This is a genomic window from Geomonas silvestris, assembly GCF_014193515.1.
GTDB lineage: Bacteria > Desulfobacterota > Desulfuromonadia > Geobacterales > Geobacteraceae > Geomonas > Geomonas silvestris.
The window spans coordinates 100,228-121,102 of record NZ_BLXX01000004.1 but is presented as its reverse complement, the minus strand read 5'-3'; the positions used below and the strand labels follow the sequence as shown (position 1 = coordinate 121,102).

Genomic DNA, 20,875 nt, shown 5'->3' with positions numbered 1-20,875 from the left:
TCGGCGCACGGTGCCGCCGAATGAGAATGTTTTTGGTTCTGCATCCGGTTTAGTCCTGAACGCCAGGGTTTTTGATCCTACTTGCCGTCTTCCGGCGCGTCGGGCGAACCCGCCCGGGCGGCATTGGGGAGGGAAGACATGCTCAAACAGCGATCGAGTTTTCTGCGCAAAGTGCACGCGATGCTGGACGCGGTGCTCCTGGTCGCGGCCTTTCTGGCGGCGTTCAACCTGAGGGTGCGCTTCGGCGGGCTCGAGGACCTGGACAACTACACCTGGGTGCTCATGGTGGTGGTCCCGGTCTGGCTCGTCCTTTTGGAGCGCTACGGGTTCTACCACTCGCAGCGCATGAGCTCCTTGGGTATCCTGATCTTCAAACTGGCCAAGGTGACCGCCCTCGGCGGCACCATCACCTCCTCGATGATCTTTTTGTGCCACGAACACGACTTCAGCAGAAGTTTCTTCGGGACCTTCCTCATCCTCTCCTTCCTGTTTCTCGCCTCCGAGCAGTTCCTGGTGCGCAGCCTGCTGCACCTCTTGCGCCACAAAGGGTACAACTACCGAAACGTCCTCGTGCTGGGGACCGGGGAGAGCGCCCGCAAGATCCTCGAGATCCTGGACCGCAACCGGGGATGGGGGTTCAACGTGACCGGCCTCTTGCAGAGCCACCAGGACGCCGGCGAGGAGCTCGACGGCACAGGACTTCGGGGCTACCCGGTGCTTGGCGGCGAAACCGACCTGGTACCGATCTGCCGTGCCCAGCCGGTGGACGAGGTGATCTTCTGCAGCAGCAGGGAGAACTCCTGGTACGAGTTCGCCGACGAGATCAACACCCTGCGCGAGATGGGGATCACCTGCCGTACCGTCTTGAACCTCTACTACCGCTTCGAGGGTCAAAAGGAGCTCGGCATGTTCAACGGGGAGGTGCCGGTGCTCACCTTCCGCGGCGCGCCGGCCGACCCGGACCAGCTCTTCTGGAAGCGCTGCCTTGACCTTGCGGGCTCCCTGGCGGGTCTTGCCATCACCGCCTGCCTCTTCCCCTTCATAGCGCTCGCCATCAAGCTCGAGTCGCCGGGCCCGCTCTTCTTCGGCCAGACCAGGGTTCGCGAGAACGGCAGGACCTTCACCTGCTGGAAGTTCCGCTCCATGTACCAGGACGCCGAGGCCCGGAAAAAGGAGCTCCTGCACCTCAACGAGATGCAGGGGGCCATCTTCAAGATCAGGAACGACCCGCGGGTGACCCGGGTGGGAGCCTTCCTCAGGAAGACCAGCCTGGATGAGCTGCCGCAGTTCTGGAACGTGCTCCAGGGGGAGATGAGCCTGGTGGGGACCCGTCCGCCCACCCCCGAGGAGGTGAAGGGGTACCAGAACTGGCAGCGCAAGCGGATCTGCATGAAACCGGGGATCACCGGGCTTTGGCAGGTCAGCGGCCGCAACTCGGTCACCGATTTCAACGAGGTGGTCCGGCTCGACCTGCAGTACATCGACACCTGGAGCCTCGCCACGGACTTACGGCTTATCCTGCGCACCCTGAAGGTGGTCTTCTTCCGGGAAGGCGCCTACTAACGTCGGCAAAGGTTGCGAGGTGACAGTGAAGAAGTTGCTTAAATCGGCCCTGCTCCCCCTTTTGCTCTGCCAGGCGGCGGCCGCTTCCGGCGCAGAGTCGCCCCTGCCCCGGGGGAACCTCTCCCTGCAGGGGTTCAGCGGGGTGCTGAACACCCCCGATGCCAGGGTCAGCGCCGAGGGGTGGCTGGACGCCGCCTACACGAACCAGAAGGAGAGCCAGTGGCGCCAGAGGGTGCCCTTCCAGGACAATTACCTGGTCTCGGTCGGTTTCTTCGATTTCCTGGAGGTGGGCGGGCGCTTCACGGAGGCCCGCAACGCGGGGCGCGATCTCTCGGCGAATCTCAAGCTCTCCAGCGGGGCGCTCACCCGCAACTACCCGCTCGTCCCGGTGCTCGCCGTGGGGGCGCAGGACCTGGGTGGGGGGGCGGCCAAGCTGAAGAGCCGGTACCTGGTCGTCTCCGAGGAGCTCGGGCCGCTCAGGGTCTCGGCGGGGTACGGCCTGGGACCGGATAGGATGAAGGGGGGCTTTGCCGGGGGCGCTCTCAAGCTGTGGGACTGGCTCGAGCTTTTGGGAGAGTACGACACCCGGGAGACCAACCTGGGGGCGCGGGTGCTGCTCCCGCAGTTCTGGAAGATCCCGGTGCGCTTCACCGCCACCGCCAAGACCTCCTTCGACTACCGTCCCGGGAACTTCGACGTCGCGGTCGGCTTCAGCGTCCCGCTCGACTTCAGGGTGCGTGCCGCATGCCCCGCCGCTGCGGAACCGGGGGACGGGGAGGCGACAGCTTCCCCCCGGGGGGAAGCGCCGCTGCCGGACGCTCACCCGCCTGAGGGGGTGCTCTCGGGCGCCACGCCGCCCCAGGCCGGCCCGGCGCCGGACCCCGGGGAGGGGGAGCCGCTCGAGGTGCTGCGCGGGCGCCTGGTGCAGGACGGCATGCTCAACGTCGGGGTCGGCGGCCGGGGCAGCACCCTGGTGGTCGAGTACGAGAACGCCGTCTTCAACCACAACGAACTGGACGCCCTGGGACTGGTCGCCGGGCGTGCCTGCCGGGCGGCTGGCAGTTCCTGGGAGACCCTCGAGCTCTTGGTCAAGAGGCGCAACCTGACCCTGCTCAGGCTGCGGGCCCCGGTCAAGGAGCTGAGGAGGTTCTTGGCGGGGGAGACGGTGGTCGCACCGGAGGGTTTGCGGATCGACGTCCCCCCCGCGGGGGAGGGGGCGCCGGGGGAACTGGCCAACCGCAGCTGGCTCAACACCTCGCTGGTCATAGCCCCGGGGCTCACCACCTTTATCGGGACCGAGTACTCCCCCTTCGACTACCTCCTCTCGGCCAAGCCCGAGCTGACTACCCAGCTTTGGACCGGCGCGCTTTTGCATGCCCGCTGGGACATCCCGCTTGCCTGGAGCGACAACCTCGACGACGGCAAGCCGTACCGCTCGAGCCGCGCATCTGACAAGCTGGAGCGCCTGATGTTCTTCCAGGCCCTCGAGCCGCTCCCCGCGCTGAGCGTGAGCGTCGGGGGTGGGATGGTGGTTCACGACCGCTACGGGACGCTGAACGAGGTGCGCTGGAGTCCGGGGGAGGGGAGGCACCGCCTGAGGCTTTTGCAGGGGTGGACCCGGGAGGATGGGACGGGACGCAACTCGCGGTTCATCCTCGGCTCATACCGCTACTACTGGGCCCCCCTGGACCTCACGGTGGAGGGGACGGCGGGGCGCTTCTGGTCGGAGGACGAAGGAGGGGCCCTGGAGCTCAAGCGGTTTTGGCGGGATACGGCGGTGTCGCTGTACTACAAGGACACCAAGGGGACCGACCAGAAGCGCTGGCGGGCGGTGGGGCTGCAGCTGAGCTTCCCGCTCACCCCGCGCCGGGACATGAGACCCGTGGCCAAACTCCAGGTGCGCGGCAGCGACGAGTGGTCCTACGCCCAGGAGACGACCCTTAAGAACAACAACGTGAACAGCTCGCGCGGCAGCCTCAACTACCTGGCGCCGTACCCGCTGGCAATCATCCCGCAGCCGGCCCCCTCGCTGGATAAGTCCCTCTACAACCGGGACCGCTTGAGCCCGGCCTACCTCCGGCAGCACCTGGACCGGCTGCGCGAGGCGTGGCTTGGCTACGGTGCGCCGGAGACCTGAAACCTTGCGCCGCTTGAGGCGCTTTACTCGCAGCAGAGATCACCAATCGATAGGGAGGATGGACATGACAAAGAGTATGGTAGTTCGAGGGATGGTAGTGGTGGCGTTGAGCGTGGCGGCGAGCGGGTGCGGGTCGAGCGACTCTCCGCTTGGGCAGTCGGGGAAGCTGGTCCAGGGGCCGGTACTCGGGGCGACGGTGTACGCCGACAACGTCACAGCGGGTACCCGCTTCGCCCTGGAAGGCCATGAGGTATCCACCGTGACCGACAGCCAGACCGGGAACTTCACCTTCCCGGTGGCCCCCGGTTACAGCTACGTTCTGGTATCCAAGGGGGGGACCGACAAGATCACCGGCCAGCCCGCCATCCAGCTCATGGCCCCGGCCGGCTCGGCGAACATCACCCCCCTCACCACCCTGGTGGCGCTGGACACCACCGGTGCCGTGAAGCAGAAGCTCGAGGCGCTGCTCCCTGCCGGTGCTAAATTCGACGCGGACATCTCCACCACGGTAAGCCCGGCCGCCCTCTTGGTGGCCAAGTCGGTCGAGGTCATGGTGCAGACCATGTCCAACGCGATCTCCCAGAAGGCGGGGAACAGCGCGATCTCGGCCGCACAGATCTCCGCGATCCAGGCCCAGACCATGCAGGCGATCGCCGGCGAGCTCGCCCAGCCGGGTGTGACCGCGACGACCCTCGCGGCCCCGGCCACCCTGGCGAGCTCCCTGCAGAGTGCCGCCTCCTCCGCTGCCAGCAACATCGCGAGCGCCAACTCGAACATCACCGTTCCCGACGCCACCGCCCAGACCATCGCTTCGAGCGCGGTGACCGCCTGCAGCAGCGCGCTCGGCGTGGGGAACAGCGCGTCCACCAGCGCCATCAGCGGGGGCGAGGCGGCTGCGCTCTCCTCGACGGCCGGCGCCCTGGTGACTGCGATGACCACGGCTACCACGGCGGCGAGCAGCACCATCACCGCGAGCGCCACCCCGGTATCCTACACCCCGCCCCCCATCCCGGTGGTGGTCCCCACCAACCCCACCGGTACCACCGGCGGGTCCACCGGCGGGACCGGCACGAACTTCTAAACCGTTACCTGCCGCCGCGACAATCGGGCCGCCCCCTCTGGGGGGCGGCTTTTTTTCGTTGTGGCAGCTAGCGCCGCAAACCGGGGATGCGCCGGACTGGCCGCAACGGTTCCCTGAGGAGACAATCGGCAAATCCATTCTGGCAGTATTTCCTACGTGCATTGTTTCAAGTCCCTAGCTTTAGGCCAAAAAGAGATCATGAATAACATGGTTATAGATATTTAGGGATTTGCTTCTGGATCCACTGATGGATATCTGGCTGATCTCTGCAAGTGGCTGATGTAGTGAGATAAGTGGAGTGGGCCGAGGGGGATTTTTGACAGATGTGTGAAAATTATAACCAGAATTTTACTTCAGCTTTGACAGTAGCGCCCGATTAGTTGCAGCAATGTCCCCTGGTTCCCGGATGGCCAAATCAGCTCCACGTGTCGGTTGCGCTCCGGCTTGCGGGTAGGGGACACCCTTGTAAGTCCTATTCAGCACGTATATTCATACCTCAAAGGAGAATGGACATGTCTCACGGATCTCGCAACGAACTCCAAAACGGCAAGGCAGACTCGAAGCTTCCCACCAAGGGGATGCAGGGACCAAAGGTTGTCGACGCCGCCCATCCGGCGCCGGCGGCGACGGTCCTCGCCAAGGCAGCACTTCACCCCGGTCAGGGACCTGAGAGCGATGCGGCAGCGCTGGAGCAGGGGAGTGAGGTCACGGAGACGGCGCAGAGCGTCGAGGCGCCGGCAGGGCAGGTGGGGGACCAGGGGGCCTTCCTGGTGGCCGACGCCTCCGGCGCCACGGGCGCACCCGGTGCCATGGGCCCGACGGGCGACTGCGCCCTCGAGGGGAGTGCCGGTTCCGGCGCGGCCGCCGAGGGGCACGGGGTGCTGCACGGCTACCTTCCCTGGGTGGCAGGCGGCGTGGCCGCCGTGGGGGGGGGCGTCGGCGCGGCGGTTGGGCTGAGCGGCGGCTCCAGTTCGAGCCCCGCGGCTCCCGGCGGCACGGCCATAAGCGGCGTGGTGGCCGACGGCTACGTAACCGGCGCCAGGGTCTACATCGACGAGAACCACGACGGCAAGATCCAGGAGAGCGAGTTCACCGGGATCACCACCGACGGCACCGGCCATTTCTCCGGCGTCACCACGAAGACCGGCAACATCATGGTCTCCGGCGGCACCAACACCGACACCCAGGTGGCCAACACCATGGTGTTCAGCTCAGCCCAGGGAACCTCGGTGCTCATGAACCCGATCACCACCCTCATCGAGAGCTACCTTGAGGCGAACGGCGGAGCGAGCGTCGCCCAGGCCGAACAGGCCGTGGAAGCGGCGCTGGGGCTGAGCGCCCTGAACAAGAACCTCATGAGCTACGACCCGCTGTCCGCCGCTTCCGGCGACGCGGCCGCCGCCCTGGCGGTCCAGAAGGCCGCGGCGCAGCTCGCTGCCGTGATCAGCGAAGCCGAAAAGGCCGGCAGCGGCACGGGCGCCGCAGTCCTCGATGCCATCGCGAGCCTGCTGGGGACCACGTTTGATGCCAACCATCACCTGGACCTCGGCAACAGCGCCGACCTCGACGCCATCCATTCCGCCATTCTCAATTCCGGTGCCAGCAACGCGGTCGCCGCGGCAGCAAGCTTTGCAGGTGTCATGGGGACCGTCGACACCATCGCCACCGCCATCGACGAGGCAACCGCCATCACCGGGGCCGGCTCGGTCAGCGCCGTGCAGGGCGCGGTGGTCGACACCGCCGCAAACCTGGCGGGAAGAACCGACCTCGGCGCGAAAAACGTGGTGGTAAGCGACAGCGCCACCGTAGCACAACTCGCCGCCATCGATGCCAATACGACCGGCGCCCTGCACTACGGCACCATCGTCGACACCCTGGCTCACATCCAGGCCGACCACGCCGGCGCCGGCTACAGCAGCGGTCACGATGTCCAGGTGCTTGGCAGCGCGAGTATCGCCGAACTGAGCGCCATCGACGTCTACGCCGGCAGCGTGCAGGCCACCCTTATCAGCGATACCGCCTCCCACCTGGCGGCCAATGCCGGCGGTTATCTCTCCGGCAGCGTCGACGCTAGCGTCACCGACACCGCGACCATCGACCTGCTGACCGCCATCGATGCCCTGACCACCGGGACCTTGACCTACACCGGCATTGCCGGCTCGGCCGCAGCACTGGTCGCCAACGCCGGTAACTACGTCTCCGGCAATCACCCCGTCACCATCACCGACAGCTCGGTCGCTATCGCCCAGCTGGCCGCCATCGACGCCCTTACCACCGGGACCGTTACCTATGCAGGCGTCGCCGGAACTGCAGCCGAACTGGCGGCCAACGCCGGCGGGTACCTCACCGGAAGTCACCCGGTGACCGTCGCCGATACCGGCGCCAGCGCCGCGCAGTTGAACGCCATCGACTCCTTCACCACGGGGAGCGTCAACGCCAGCACGGTCACCGGCATCACCGGCTCGGCCGCCGAGTTCGCCACCCTGATCGCCTCCACCGGCATCACCACGGCGACCAGCTACGACGCCACCGTGACCGGCGCTGCGACGGTGGCCCAGGCGAACGCCATCGACGCCGACAACGGCAGCGGCACCATCACCGCCACCTTGAGCGACGGCGCCCTCGCCACCCTGGTCGGACTTACCGGCAGCCACGCCTACGGCATCACCGTTACCGACACTACGGCCTCCGCCGCACAGCTCAACACCGTCGACGCCGCCACCACAGGAGTGGTGAACGCCGCCGCGGTCACCGGCATCACCGGCTCGGCCGCCGAGTTCGCCACGCTGGTCGCCTCCACCGGTGTGACGACCGCCAACTTCGACGCAGTAGTGAACACCCCGGTCAGCGTGAGCGCCGCGAACCAGATCGACGCCCACAACGGCACCGGCGGGATCAGCGCGACCATCAGCGACGGCTCCGCCGCCACCCTGGCCACACTGACCGGCAGCCACGACTACACCGTGGTGGTCACAGACAGCTCCGCGAGCGCCGCCAACCTGAACGCCATCGACGCCGCCACCACCCATACGGTGGATGCGACGGCGGTCACCACCGTCACCGGCTCTAGCGCCGATTTCGCCACCCTCATCGCCGCCGGCGGGATCAACACCGCCGCGAACTACGCCGCCACCGTGACCGATGCCGTGACCGTGGCCCAGGTGGAGGCGATCAACGCCGACAACGGGACCGGTGCGGTGAGCGCCATCATAGGCGACCACGACATCACGACCCTCATGGGGCTTACCGGTAGCGGCCATGCCTACACCATCAGCGTCACCAACGCCAGCGTGAACGCCGCCGACCTGATCACCCTGGACGGCATCACCACCGTGAACGTGGGCGCCAGCGGCGTCGCCACCCTGACCGGCACGGCGGCCGACATCGCCACCGCCACCGGCGCGGCGACCATCGACACCGCCGCCAACGTTATAGTCAGCGTCACCGGCAGCGCAACGGTGGCCCAGGCGGAGGCGATCCATGCCAACACCACCGGCGTCATCACCGCGACCATCGCCGAGCACGACATCGCCCATCTTTCGGGCCTGACCGGCACCGGCAACGCCTACAGCATCACGGTAACCGACGCCAGCGTGGACGCCGCCGCCCTGACCACCCTCGACGGCGTTACCACGGTGAATGTGGACGCCAGCGGCGTAGGGATCCTGACCGGCTCGGCTGCCGCCATCGCCAGCGCTGTCGGCTCGAGCACCATCGACACCGCAGCCGGCGTTGCGGTCACCGTGGATGCCGGAGTGGCGAGCGCGGCCAACCTGAGCCTAATCTCCGCCAACACGACCGCGGTGGTCGACGCCAATGCGGTGACCAGCATCACGGGGAGTGCAGCCCAGGTGGCCACCGTGCTGAACGCCGCCACCATCAACCACGACGCCAACGTCGGGGTCACCCTCGACGCCGGAACGGCCAGTGCCACCAACCTGAACACCATCGATGGGCTCACCGGCGGCACCGTCGACGCCACCCACATCACCGGCATCACCGGTACCGCGGCCAACATCGTGACCACCATCAACTCCGCCGGCATCACCACCGCGACCGACTACAACGCCACCGTGACCGGCGTCGCCTCCGTCGCCAACCTGAACCTCATCGACGACGACACCACCGGGGTCATCACCGCCACCATCGCCGGCAGCGCGGCGACCCTGGCCGGCCTGCACGCCGGGAACAACGCCTACACCATCACCGTGACGGACGCCACGCCGGTGAGTGCCACCGACCTGAACGCCATCGATGCCGCCACCACCATCGTGGTGGACGCCACCTCGGTTTCCGAGATCACCGGCAGCGTCACGGAGATCCTCGCCGCCACCGCCGGCGGCGTGGCATTCGACCCCGCCGTGGCGGTCACCGTGAATTCCGGCCAAGTAACGGTCGCGGAGGCCAACTCCCTCCACTCGGCGACCACCGGGGTCATCACGGCCGTCCTCTCGGACCACAATGCCGCTACCCTGGCCCAGCTTGCCGGCAGCGGCAACGACTACACCATCACCGTTGCCGGAACCGCCACCGCGGCCAACCTGGCCAGCATCGACAACGCCACCACGCAGACCGTCGATGCGACCGGCGTGACCGCGCTTACCGGCAGCAACGCCGAGATCCTCGCCGTGCTCGGCGCAGGCGGCATCACGCTCTCCGGCACCGAGGACCTCACCGTCACCGGCACGCCGACCGTGGCGCAGTTGAACACCCTGGACCTTGCGACATCCGGGGCGATCACGGCGACCCTTACCGACCACAGCGCCGCCTCCCTGGCGACCCTCACCGGCACGGGGCACAACTACACCATTTCGGTGACCGGCAGCGCAGCCGCGACCGATCTGACCGCCATCGACGGCGTCACCACCCATACCGTGGACGCCACCGGGGTGACCGCGCTTTCCGGCAGCAACGTCGAGATCCTCGCCGTGCTCGGCGCAAGCGGCATCACGCTCTCCGGGGCCGAGAACCTCACCGTCACCGGCACCCCGACGGTGACCGAGCTGAACGCGCTGGATTTGGCGACCTCCGGGGTGATCACGGCGACCCTTACCGATCACAGCGCAAGCTCCCTGGCGACCCTCACCGGCACGGGCCACAACTACACCATTTCGGTGACCGGCAGTGCCGCCGCGACCGAACTGACCGCCATCGACGGCGCCACCACCCATACCGTGGACGCCACCGGCGTGACCGCTCTTAGCGGCAGCAACGCCGAGATCGTAAGCGTCCTTGGCGCAAGCGGCATCACGCTCTCGGGGACCGAGGACCTCACCGTCACCGGCACGCCGACGGTGGCCGAGCTGAACGCGCTGGATGTGGCGACCTCCGGGGTGATCACGGCGACCCTCACCGACCACAGCGCCGCCTCCCTGGCGACCCTCACCGGAACGGGCCACGACTACACCATCACGGTGACCGGCAGTGCAGCCGCCACCGATCTGACCGCCATCGACGGCGTCACCACCCATGCCGTCGACGCGACCGGCGTCACCACACTCACCGGCAGCAACGCCGAGATCTCCAGCGTGCTCGCTGCAGGCGGCATCACGCTCTCGGGGACCGAGAACCTCACCGTCACCGGCACGCCGACCGTGGCCGAGCTGAACGCGCTCGACCTCGCCACCTCCGGGGTGATCACGGCGACCCTCACCGACCACAGCGCCGCCTCCCTGGCAAACCTCACCGGCAGCGGCCACGACTACACCATTTCGGTGACCGGCAGCGCAGCCGCAACCGATCTGACCACCATCGACGGCGTCACCACCCATACCGTCGACGCCACCGGGGTGACCGCGCTTTCCGGCAGCAACACCGAGATTCTCGCCGTGCTCGGCGCGAGCGGCATCACGCTCTCGGGGACCGAGAACCTCACCGTCACCGGCACCCCGACCGTGCTCGAGCTGAACGCGCTCGACCTCGCCACCTCCGGGGCGATCACGGCGACCCTTACCGACCACAGCGCCGCCTCCCTGGCGACCCTCACCGGCACGGGGCACGACTACACCATTTCGGTGACCGGCAGCGCAGCCGCAACCGATCTGACCGCCATCGACGGCGTCACCACCCATACCGTGGACGCCACCGGGGTGACCGCGCTTTCCGGCAGCAACACCGAGATCCTCGCCGTGCTCGGTGCAAGCGGCATCACGCTCTCCGGCACCGAGGACCTCACCGTCACCGGCACCCCGACGGTGCTTGAGTTGAACGCGCTGGACCTCGCGACCTCCGGGGTGATCACGGCAACCCTTACCGACCACAGCGCCGCCTCCCTGGCGACCCTCACCGGCACAGGCCACGACTACACCATCACGGTGACCGGCAGTGCCGCCGCGACCGATCTGACCGCCATCGACGGCGTCACCACCCATGCCGTCGACGCGACCGGCGTGACCGCTCTCACCGGCAGCAACGCCGAGATCTCGAGCGTGCTCGGCGCCGGCGGCATCATGCTCTCGGGGACCGAGAACCTCACCGTCATCGGCACCCCGACCGTGCTCGAGTTGAACGCGCTCGACCTGGCGACCTCCGGGGTGATCACGGCGACCCTCGCCGACCACAGCGCCGCCTCCCTGGCGACCCTCACCGGCACGGGCCACGACTACACCATTTCGGTGACCGGCAGCGCAGTCGCGACCGATCTGACCACCATCGACGGCGTCACCACCCATACCGTGGACGCCACCGGGGTGACCGCGCTTTCCGGCAGCAACGTCGAGATCCTCGCCGTGCTCGGCACCAGCGGCATCACCCTCTCCGGGACCGAGAACCTCACCGTCACCGGCAGCCCGACGGTGCTTGAGTTGAACACGCTGGACCTCGCGACCTCGGGTGCGATCACGGCGACCCTTGCCGACCACAGCGCCAGCTCCCTCGCGACCCTCACCGGCACGGGGCACGACTACACCATCGCGGTGACCGGCAGCGCAGCCGCGACCGATCTCACCACCATCGACGGCGTCACCACGCATACCGTGGACGCGACCGGCGTGACCGCGCTTACCGGCAGCAACGCCGAGATCGTAAGCGTCCTTGGCGCAGGCGGCGTCACGCTCTCCGGCACCGAGAACCTCACCGTCACCGGCACCCCGACGGTGACCGAGCTGAACGCGCTCGACCTCGCCACCTCCGGGGTGATCACGGCGACCCTTACCGACCAGAGCGCCGCCTCCCTGGCGAGCCTCACCGGCACAGGCCACGACTACACCATCGCGGTGACCGGGGGGGCAGTCGCGACCGATCTTACCGCCATCGACGGCGTCACCACCCATGCCGTGGACGCCACCGGCGTGACCGCTCTTACCGGCAGCAACGCCGAGATCTCGAGCGTCCTCGGTGCAGGCGGCATCACCCTCTCGGGGACCGAGAACCTCACCGTCACCGGCACTCCGACCGTGGCCCAGTTGAACGCGCTCGACCTCGCCACCTCCGGCGTAATCACGGCGACCCTCACCGACCACAGCGCCGCCTCCCTGTCGACCCTCACCGGCACAGGCCACGACTACACCGTTTCGGTGACCGGCGGCGCAGCCGCGACCGAACTGACCACCATCGACGGGGTCACCACCCATACCGTCGACGCCACCGGGGTGACCACGCTTATCGGCAGCAACGCCGAGATCTCAAGCGTGCTCGGCGCGAGCGGCATCACGCTCTCCGGGACCGAGAACCTCACCGTGACCGGCACCCCGGCCGTGACGGAGTTGAACGCCCTCGACCTCGTGACCTCCGGCACCATCACCGCGTCCGTCAGCGGGCTGGTGGCCGATCTCGTCGGCCTGCACGGCGCCGGCAATGCCTACTCGGTGACGGTCACCGACGCGGCGACCCTGGCCCAACTGGTTACCATCGAAAGCACCAACAGCAACACCATCGCAAGCTACGGTGAGCTGACCGGTAACGCGGCGGACTTCGCGGACGCTGCCGGGGCGCTGACCTCAGACGCCACGGCCTATGTCACCGCCGGTCACCTCGTGACCGTTACCGATGCGGCGAACCTGCAGCAGCTCGCTGCCATCGACACCGCCAACGGCGGCGGCGCGGTCCACTACACCGACATCGTCGATACCTCGACGAACCTGCAGGCGAACGCCGGCGGCTACGTAGGCGGTACCGTCAACGTGACGGTGACCGACGGGATCTCGGTCGGCGGACTCTCAACGATCGACGGGATGACCACCGGCACGGTGACCGCCCTCAACCTGACCGACACCGCGGGGAACCTGGTGCCGGCGGGCGTGGCCTCCGCGTACATCGGCGCGGGTTCCAACGTGACGGTCACCGGAACGGCCAGCGTCGCGGAGCTCTCGGCCATCGACTCCGCCAACGGCAGCGGCAGCCTGAGCTACGGCACGATCGACGACTCGGCCAGCAGCCTGGCCGCCGATGCGGTCACCCACTCCGGCGCAGGCACCTACCTGGCAGGGCACAACGCGAACGTCAATACCACCGCGACGGTCGATCAGCTCGTCAAGATCGACGCGGCAGCAGGTACCGTCACCTACACGACGATCACCGACAGCGCCGACAACCTGGCAGCCGACGCCGCCAGCAACTCCGGCGCCGGCACCTACGCCACCGCCACCCACAACGTGACCGTCTCCGACGCGGCCTCGATCCAGCAGCTCACCGACATCGACGCCGCCGCCGGCACGGTGAGCTACACCGCGATCAAGGACACCGAGGCCCACATCCTGGCCAACGCGGGGGGCTACGTGGCGAACGGCAAAAACCTGACCGTCACCGACGCCGCAAGCCTCACCCAACTGTCCGTCCTGGACGGCATGAACGGGGCAGGGGGGACGGTTACCGCCCTCATCGTCAGCGATACGCTGGCCAACCTGACGGCCGACGCCGGCACCTACGTCACCGCCGGCCATACCGTCAACGTCACCGACACGGCGAGTGTCGCCCAACTTGCCACCCTCGACGCACTGGCAAACGTCGGCACCGTGGTGGCCTCCAGCGTCACCGACACCCTGGCCCACATCACCGCCGACCACGCAGGCGCAGGCTACACGACCGGCCACAACGTGACGGTCGCCGACGCCGCCAGCGTGGCGCAACTCGCCGCCATCGACGTCTACGCCGCCACGGTCACCGCTTCCACCGTGAGCGACACCCTGGCGAACATCCAGGCCGACCACGCCGGCACTGCTTACACTGCCGCCCACAACGTCCACGTGACCAACTCCGCCACCGTTGCGGAGCTTGCCGCCATCGATGTCTACGCTGCCACCGTGACCACGGCCACCGTGGAGGACACCGCAGCAAACCTGGTCCTCGACGCAAGCAGCAACTTGGGCGCCGGCACCTACGTCACCAACGGCGTCCATGTCGTCGTGGACGGCAGCGCGAGCATCGCCGACATCACGACGATCCATACCGCCGACACTACCGGTATCCTCACCTACAACATCCTGGATACCGCGGCGCACATCCAGACCGCACTGGACGCCGATCCCAGCATGAGCCTCGTGCAGAACGCGGTGACGGTGGACGCCTCGGACAACACCCTGCACCTGACCGCCAACGAGTTCAACAACCTCCTCTCCGGTACGGCCCACCTGGCCGCCGACGATACCGTCGTGCTGAACGATGCCGGGACTACGGGCCTTGCCCTGCACAACTACGGCGGCAACCACACCATCGTCCTGGGGGGCAGCGCCAACGGCAACTACTTCGTGAGCCTGGGCGACTCCGGCGACACCACCATCCATCTGGGTGGCACCGGCAACCACACCATCGGCGCCACCGATGGCAAAACCGAAACCTTCATCCTGGATGCCGCGCAAAACGGGGGCTCCGTCATCACCGGCTTGAGCTCTGCGGACAGTGACGTCATCCAACTCGACACCGGCGTGGGTACCCTCTTGAACGACGGGACGCACCACGTCTCCACGGCGGGACAGGTCGGCTCGGCCGGCCAGTGGGCCTTCAGCGGCAGCACGCTGACCTACTTCGACAGCGCCCACAACGCGGTCGAATCGCTCACCCTGGTAGGCAACTACACCACGCTTACGCTGCAGGGCGACGGTCACACCTTCCACCTGAGCTAACAACCAGGTAATCAGTTACTGTCAATGGGCGGTGCCGCACCAGTTACCAGGTGCGGCACCGCCTTTTTTTATTCTGCATGGAAGCGGGAACCACAGACAGAAGATAAAGACAGTGACAGTGGTAGCAGGCACAGCAGTTGCAGTTGTGCAGTGAACGTTGGCGGAAGTAGTAAGTGCGTCCCGGATATTGAGGTGAATACTGCGGCTTTGACAGTTATAAAGCTGAACCGGCTCTTCTGGTGTTGACACCTTTTCAAATTATTGACTTCCGTTGCAGCCGGACCGTGCGGCTTCCCGACCAGTTGGACGGGACACCCGGCGTTCGAGATCCGCTATAAGCCACCCAGGACAGGTGAACATGGTTCGACACGCACTACTGGCAGGACTCCTCTGCTCGGCGCTTTTATCCGGCGAGGCGCAGGGCGCAACCTACAGCTTCGAGCAGCTCATGAGCGCCGCATCGGCTAGCTACCCCACGATCCTCTCCAAGGAGTCGGCCCGCGAGGCGGCGGCCGCCGACGTGAAGAGCGCCGAATGGCAGCGCTTTCCCGCCCCCAGCATCGAGACCAACACCGACCGTGAAGGGAACAACAACGTTGTGTTCCGGCTGCAGCAGGTGCTCTGGGCCGGCGGCAGCATCACCGGCGGCATCCAGGCCGCCCGCGCCCAGTACGATGCCTCGGACAAGGCGATCCGCGAGGCCCAGTACGACGTGGTCTCCCAGCTCATCGAGGCCTACGTCGACGCGGTGCGCCAGCAGGAGCGCCGGGAAATCAGCCGCCAAAACCTGAAGCAGCACGAGCTTCTGGACGAGACCATCAAGCGCCGGGTCGCCTCCGAGATAAGCCCGGAGGTGGACCACCAGCTCTCGCTGTCCCGGCTCTCCCAGGCGATGAACGACCTCTCGGTCATCAACCAGGCGCTCACCCGCAGCCTCACCACGCTTTCCCAGCTCTCCGGCCATCAGGTGAGTGAGACGGTTCCCGTTGATCTCGCCGCCCTAACGGTTCCCGGCAGCAGGGATGCAGCGGTGCACGACGCGGTCGCCGTCTCCCCGTCGCTGGCGCGGCTCGGTTTCGAGGAGCGCGCCGCCGAGGCGGAGGTCACGGTGAAAAAGGCGGTGCTCTGGCCCCAGGTGGCCCTGCGCTACGAGAAGAGCTTCAACAACAACGCGGGGATCTACGGCGCCACCAGCGACAACCGGATCATGGCCGTGGTGCAGGCGCAGCCGGGCGCCGGCCTCTCGGCCTTCACGGGGGTGGCCTCGGCCGAGGCGCGTACCCGGGCGGCCCGCCAGGAGCGCGAGGCGACCCTGCGCGACCTGGAGCGGATAATCGCCAACGCCTGGAACGACCGCGAGGCGGCCCGGACCCAGCTGGAGTTCGCCAACCGGGCACGCACCAGCGCCCAGGATGTGGCGGAATCGTACAAACGGCAGTACATCATCGGCCGCAAGGCCTGGCTCGACGTCCTTAACGCGGTGCGCGAGGCGACCCAGTCGGAGTTGAGCGTTGCCGACGCCCGAGCCCAGCTGGCGGTCACCTCCCTGAAACTGGCGCTGTACACCGACAACCTACGACTGGAAGTGAAAAAATGAGCGACTCGACCCTGATTCCCATCATCGAACATTCCGCCATGCTGGTGGGCCAGGCGGTGCCGCGCGCCTGCCTGAACGAAATGGCCAAGGAGATCGACCGGGCCGGTGCCCAGGAAGGCATGGCCGCGTTGGTGCAGCGGGTCTGGAAGGCGGGGCGCCTGGACGGGATCCCCAAACCCTTGGCCAACCCCGACGCGCCGGACTGCCCGTTTCTGGCCCGCGACCCGCAGCACGGCTGGTGCGTGGCGGTTTCCCGCAACCCGGACGGCAGCTGGCTCGCCCAGCCCTCGGCGGGGAGGAAGGTCTCCATCGACGGGATCGGCGCCGAGTGCCTGAGCATCCCAGTCCGCGAGCTCACGGCCGGAAGCCAGACCCGCTCGCTGGACGTCATCTGGCAGACGGTTGGGAAATACCGCAGCGTCTTCGCCGAGGCGCTCCTGGCCACCTTCCTGATCAACTTCCTGGCCATCGCCACCTCGATCTACAGTCTGCAGGTCTACGACCGGGTGATCCCGCACAACGGCTACCAGACGCTCTTCGTGCTGACCGCCGGGGTGGTGCTCGCCACGCTGTTCAACGTGGTGCTCACCCAGGTGCGCGGCACCATCCTGGACAAGACCTCGACGCTCATCGACGTGGAACTCTCGGAGTGGTTCTTCGAGCGTGCCCTGGGGATCCATATGAGCTTCCGCCCCAAGTCGGTGGGGACGCTCTCCTCGCAGATCAAGGGGCTCGAGCTGGTGCGCGGCGTGATGAGTTCGGCGTCGCTCTTCCTTTTGGCCGACATCCCCTTTGCCTTCTTCTTCATCTACATCATCTACCTGATCGGCGGCCTCGTCGCCGTGGTGCCGCTCATCTTCTTCTGCATCTCCGCGCTCTCGGGCATCCTCTTCTTGTGGAAGATCAAGAAGTACACCAAGCTGAACCAGGGGCAGAGTAACCGCAAGGTGGGACTTCTGGTGGAGTCGATCGACTCCATCGAGATGGTGAAGGCCAACGGGGCCGAGTTCGAGCTGCAGAGCCGCTGGAACGCTCTCAATAACGAGGCGGCCGAGGTGGACGACAAGCTCAAGCGCTACTCGGTGCTCCCTGGCAACATCGTGAGCTTCCTCTCCCAGATGGCCTACGTGGCCTTGGTCTGCTTCGGAGCCTACCTGGTCACCCTGCACCAGATGACCATGGGGGCGCTCATCGCCTGCAGCATCATCTCGGGGCGGATCCTCTCCCCCCTGGGGCAACTCCCCGGCTTCATGATGCGCTGGGGGCACGCAAAATCCGCCATCCAGGGGCTGGACCAGCTTTTAAGCCTCCCCAACGAACTCGACGACCGGGCCCATGCCCTCATTCCCGGGCACCTGGAAGGGCAGCTCAAGGTCGAGCAGGCCGTGTTCCGCTACGACCGGGAGTTCGCCGCGCTCGAGGTCGGGAACCTGGACATCAGGCCCGGCGAGCGGGTCGGGATCATCGGGTCGATCGGCAGCGGCAAGAGCACCCTCTTGAAGCTCGCCTCGGGGCTCTACCGGCCGGCCGCGGGACGCGTGCTTTTGGACGGCATGGACATCTCGCTCATCTCTCCCCGGGTGCTGCGCCAGGCGATCTTCTACCTGCCCCAGGACATCCACCTGATGAGCGGCACCTTGCGCGACAACGTGCTGCAGGGGCTCCCCGACCCCGGCGACGAGGCGATCCTCGAGGCCGCCAAGAAGACCGGGCTCTTCGAGCTGGTACGCCAGCACCCCAAGGGGCTCGCGCTCCCCATCTCGGAAGGGGGGAGGGGGATCTCCGGCGGGCAGCGCCAGGCGATCGGGCTCACCCGGATGATCCTCGCCAAGCCGCAGATCATCCTCCTGGACGAGCCGACCGCCTCCATGGACGCCGGCACCGAGGCGCTTTTGGTGGCGACCCTGAAGCAGGTGGTCTCCGAGGGGGCGACGCTCCTGGTCGCGACCCACAAGAGCGCGCTCCTGCCGCTTCTGGACCGCCTTTTGGTGATGAAGGGGGGGAAACTCCACATGGACGGCCCCCGCGACGCGGTGCTCTCCCGACTCTCCGGGCAGGGGTAGGGGCAGGGCGGAAATCGGAACACAACGAGTACCAGCGAGGAAAGGTTATACCGACATGAAAGACCAACGACGTACCGCAAAACCCTCAGGAAAGATACTCTTCATCACCAGCGCCGTGGTGATCGCAACCTTCTGCGCCTGGTCCGCCTGGGCGAAGATCGACATCATCATCAGGGCTCCCGGTTCGGTGATCGCAAGCTCGCGCAACCAGGTGATCCAGGCGGCCGACGGCGGCACCATCAAGGACATCCTGGTGAAGGAAGGCGACCTGGTGCGCCGCGGGCAGAAGCTGGTCATCTTCGAGCAGGTGAAGACCCAGACCTCCTACCTGGAGACCCTGGCGAAGACCGGCTCCCTGAAGGCGACCATCGCACGCCTGAACGCGGAGATCGCCGGGCACGAGCCCCAGTTCCCCAAGGAGCTGCGCGCCTTTCCCGAGCTGATCGCCAACAACGAGACCCTGTTCCGCAAGCGCCAGGCAGCCATCCGAGACGACCTCGCCACCCTGGAGAAGTCCCGCGAGCTCGCCAAGGACGAACTGGCCATGAACCTGCCGCTTTTGAAGACCGGTGACGTCAGCAAAGCCGAGGTCTTAAGGCTGCAGCGCAACGTGGTCGAGATCGAAGGGAAGATCGCCAACATCCGCAACAAGTACCTGCAGGACTCACAGGCCGAGCTCTCCAAGGCGACCGACGAGCTGGAGGCCGTGCAGCAGGTGCTGACCCAGCGCAAGGACCAGTTCATCAACACGGTGATCGAGGCACCCATGGACGGCGTGGTGCGCAACATCCGCATCACCACCCGCGGTGGGGTGGCACGGCCGGGCGAGGAGATCATGCAGATCGTCCCCAGCGACGACAAGCTGGAGTTCGAGGTGAAGGTGCAGACCGCGGACGTCGCCTTCGTGAGGCCGGGGCTGCCGGCGACCATCAAGATGGACGCCTACGACTACTCGATCTACGGCACCCTCTCCGGCGAGGTGACCTACATAAGCGCCGACACGGTGAGCGACGAGGTGCGTACCCCCAACGACAAGCCGTACTTCAAGGTTCGTGTCAGGGCCATCGGGAAGAACTACCTGGGGAAGGCGGCCGAAATCATCAAGATCCAGCCGGGGATGACCGCGTCGGTGGAGATCAAGACCGGCAACAAGACGGTCTGGAACTACCTCACCAAGCCGCTGTCCAAGACGCTGAACGAATCGTTGGGCGAACGCTGAATTCCGATAGATGGAGGGATGATATGAACCCGCAGAAACCCTTTTTGGCCCTGGCTGTCCTGGCGGCGTTCGGCCTGGTTCCGGCTTTAGGGCACGCGGATTACGACGCAGCGGTCAAGGCCTACAAAAGCGGCGACTTCGTGACCGCCTACCAGGAGTACCTGAACTTAGCCAAGGCGGGCGACGCCCGGGCCCAGAGCACGGTGGCCTGCATGCTCCAGGCAGGAGAGGGGGTGACCCGGAATCCGGAAGAGGCGCTCCCCTGGCTGAAGAAGGCTGCGGAAAGCGGGGTTACCCCGGCCCAGTACAGCCTGGGGAAGGCCTACGAGAACGGCCTGGGGACCGAGCGCGATCTCGCCAAGGCGCTGGTCTGGTACGGCATCGCCTCCGAGCACGGGGATGCCAAGGCCCTGGAGAACTTCAAGCGCCTGGACGCCCTGCGCCAGCAGCCGGCGGCGTCTGCCGCCAAGCCTCAGAGCGTCGCTACGGTCCCGACCCCGGTTCCGGCCGTCACTGTTAAAACCGCGCCGGTCGCTGCCTCGCCCCAGCCGGCCGCGGTCGCCAAGGCCGTCGCTCCGCCAGCAACGGCCGTCGCTCTTGCCTCCACAGCCGAGGTGGACGACATGCCTGAGCTTCGTTTCGGCAGCATGATGGCGCAGAAGGCGGAGCCGGTCCCCGCAGCGCACCCCGCGGCTGCCCCCGTCCCGAAGCCCGCGGCTAAACCGGCGACGCCAGCCCCGAAAACGGCGGCAGCGCCTGCCCCGAAAACGGTTGCCGCACCCGCACCGAAAGCGGTCGCGAGCGCAGCTGCTGCCGATCTGAGCCCGTTCGGTAAAAAGCGCAAGGCCGCAGAGTCCGGCGACGTCGAGGCGCAGCTATATCTCGGGTGGTGCTACAGCTCGGGGAAAGAGGTGCCGCAGGACAAGCAGGAAGCGGTTGTCTGGTACAAGAAGGCGGCCCAGGCCGGGAGCCTCAAGGCCCAGACCGCGTTGGGATGGATGTTCTTCAGCGGCGAGGCCGGCACTAAAGACCTGAAGGAGGCGGCACTCTGGTACAAGAAGGCGGCCGCCCAGTGCGACGCCAGGGCCAACGGGATGCTCAAGCGCATCGAACTTGCCACCGCCAAACACTAGTCATTTCCTTCAGAAACGTCAAAA

General features: G+C 66.8%; 8 protein-coding genes. All 8 read left to right on the top strand.

Annotated elements, in window-relative coordinates; genetic code table 11:
* The first annotated feature begins 138 nt into the window (after nt 1-138).
* Complete coding sequence (locus GMST_RS08580) at nt 139-1,563, top strand: sugar transferase (protein WP_183354231.1); 1,425 nt, start codon at nt 139-141, stop codon at nt 1,561-1,563.
* A gap of 25 nt (nt 1,564-1,588) precedes the next feature.
* Nucleotides 1,589-3,700 carry a YjbH domain-containing protein gene (locus tag GMST_RS08575; RefSeq protein ID WP_183354230.1) on the top strand — a complete coding sequence of 704 codons (2,112 nt, stop codon included), beginning with the start codon at nt 1,589-1,591 and terminating at the stop codon, nt 3,698-3,700.
* 64 nt (nt 3,701-3,764) lie between these two features.
* A complete protein-coding gene (locus GMST_RS08570) occupies nt 3,765-4,781 on the top strand; it encodes a hypothetical protein (RefSeq protein ID WP_183354229.1) in 1,017 nt (338 codons plus the stop codon).
* Between the two features lie 512 nt (nt 4,782-5,293).
* A complete protein-coding gene (locus tag GMST_RS08565; RefSeq protein WP_183354228.1) occupies nt 5,294-14,839 on the top strand; it encodes an S-layer family protein in 9,546 nt (3,181 codons plus the stop codon).
* 358 nt (nt 14,840-15,197) lie between these two features.
* Complete coding sequence (locus GMST_RS08560) at nt 15,198-16,436, top strand: TolC family protein (RefSeq protein WP_183354227.1); 1,239 nt, start codon at nt 15,198-15,200, stop codon at nt 16,434-16,436.
* Entirely contained in the window at nt 16,433-18,499 is a 2,067-nt protein-coding gene (locus GMST_RS08555) for an ATP-binding cassette domain-containing protein (RefSeq protein ID WP_198424544.1), read from the top strand. Before GMST_RS08560 ends, GMST_RS08555 begins: the two co-directional genes overlap by 4 nt.
* 55 nt (nt 18,500-18,554) lie before the next feature.
* Entirely contained in the window at nt 18,555-19,718 is a 1,164-nt protein-coding gene (locus GMST_RS08550) for an HlyD family type I secretion periplasmic adaptor subunit (RefSeq protein WP_183354226.1), read from the top strand.
* A gap of 23 nt (nt 19,719-19,741) precedes the next feature.
* Nucleotides 19,742-20,851 carry a tetratricopeptide repeat protein gene (locus GMST_RS08545; RefSeq protein ID WP_183354225.1) on the top strand — a complete coding sequence of 370 codons (1,110 nt, stop codon included), beginning with the start codon at nt 19,742-19,744 and terminating at the stop codon, nt 20,849-20,851.
* Nucleotides 20,852-20,875 lie beyond the last annotated feature (24 nt).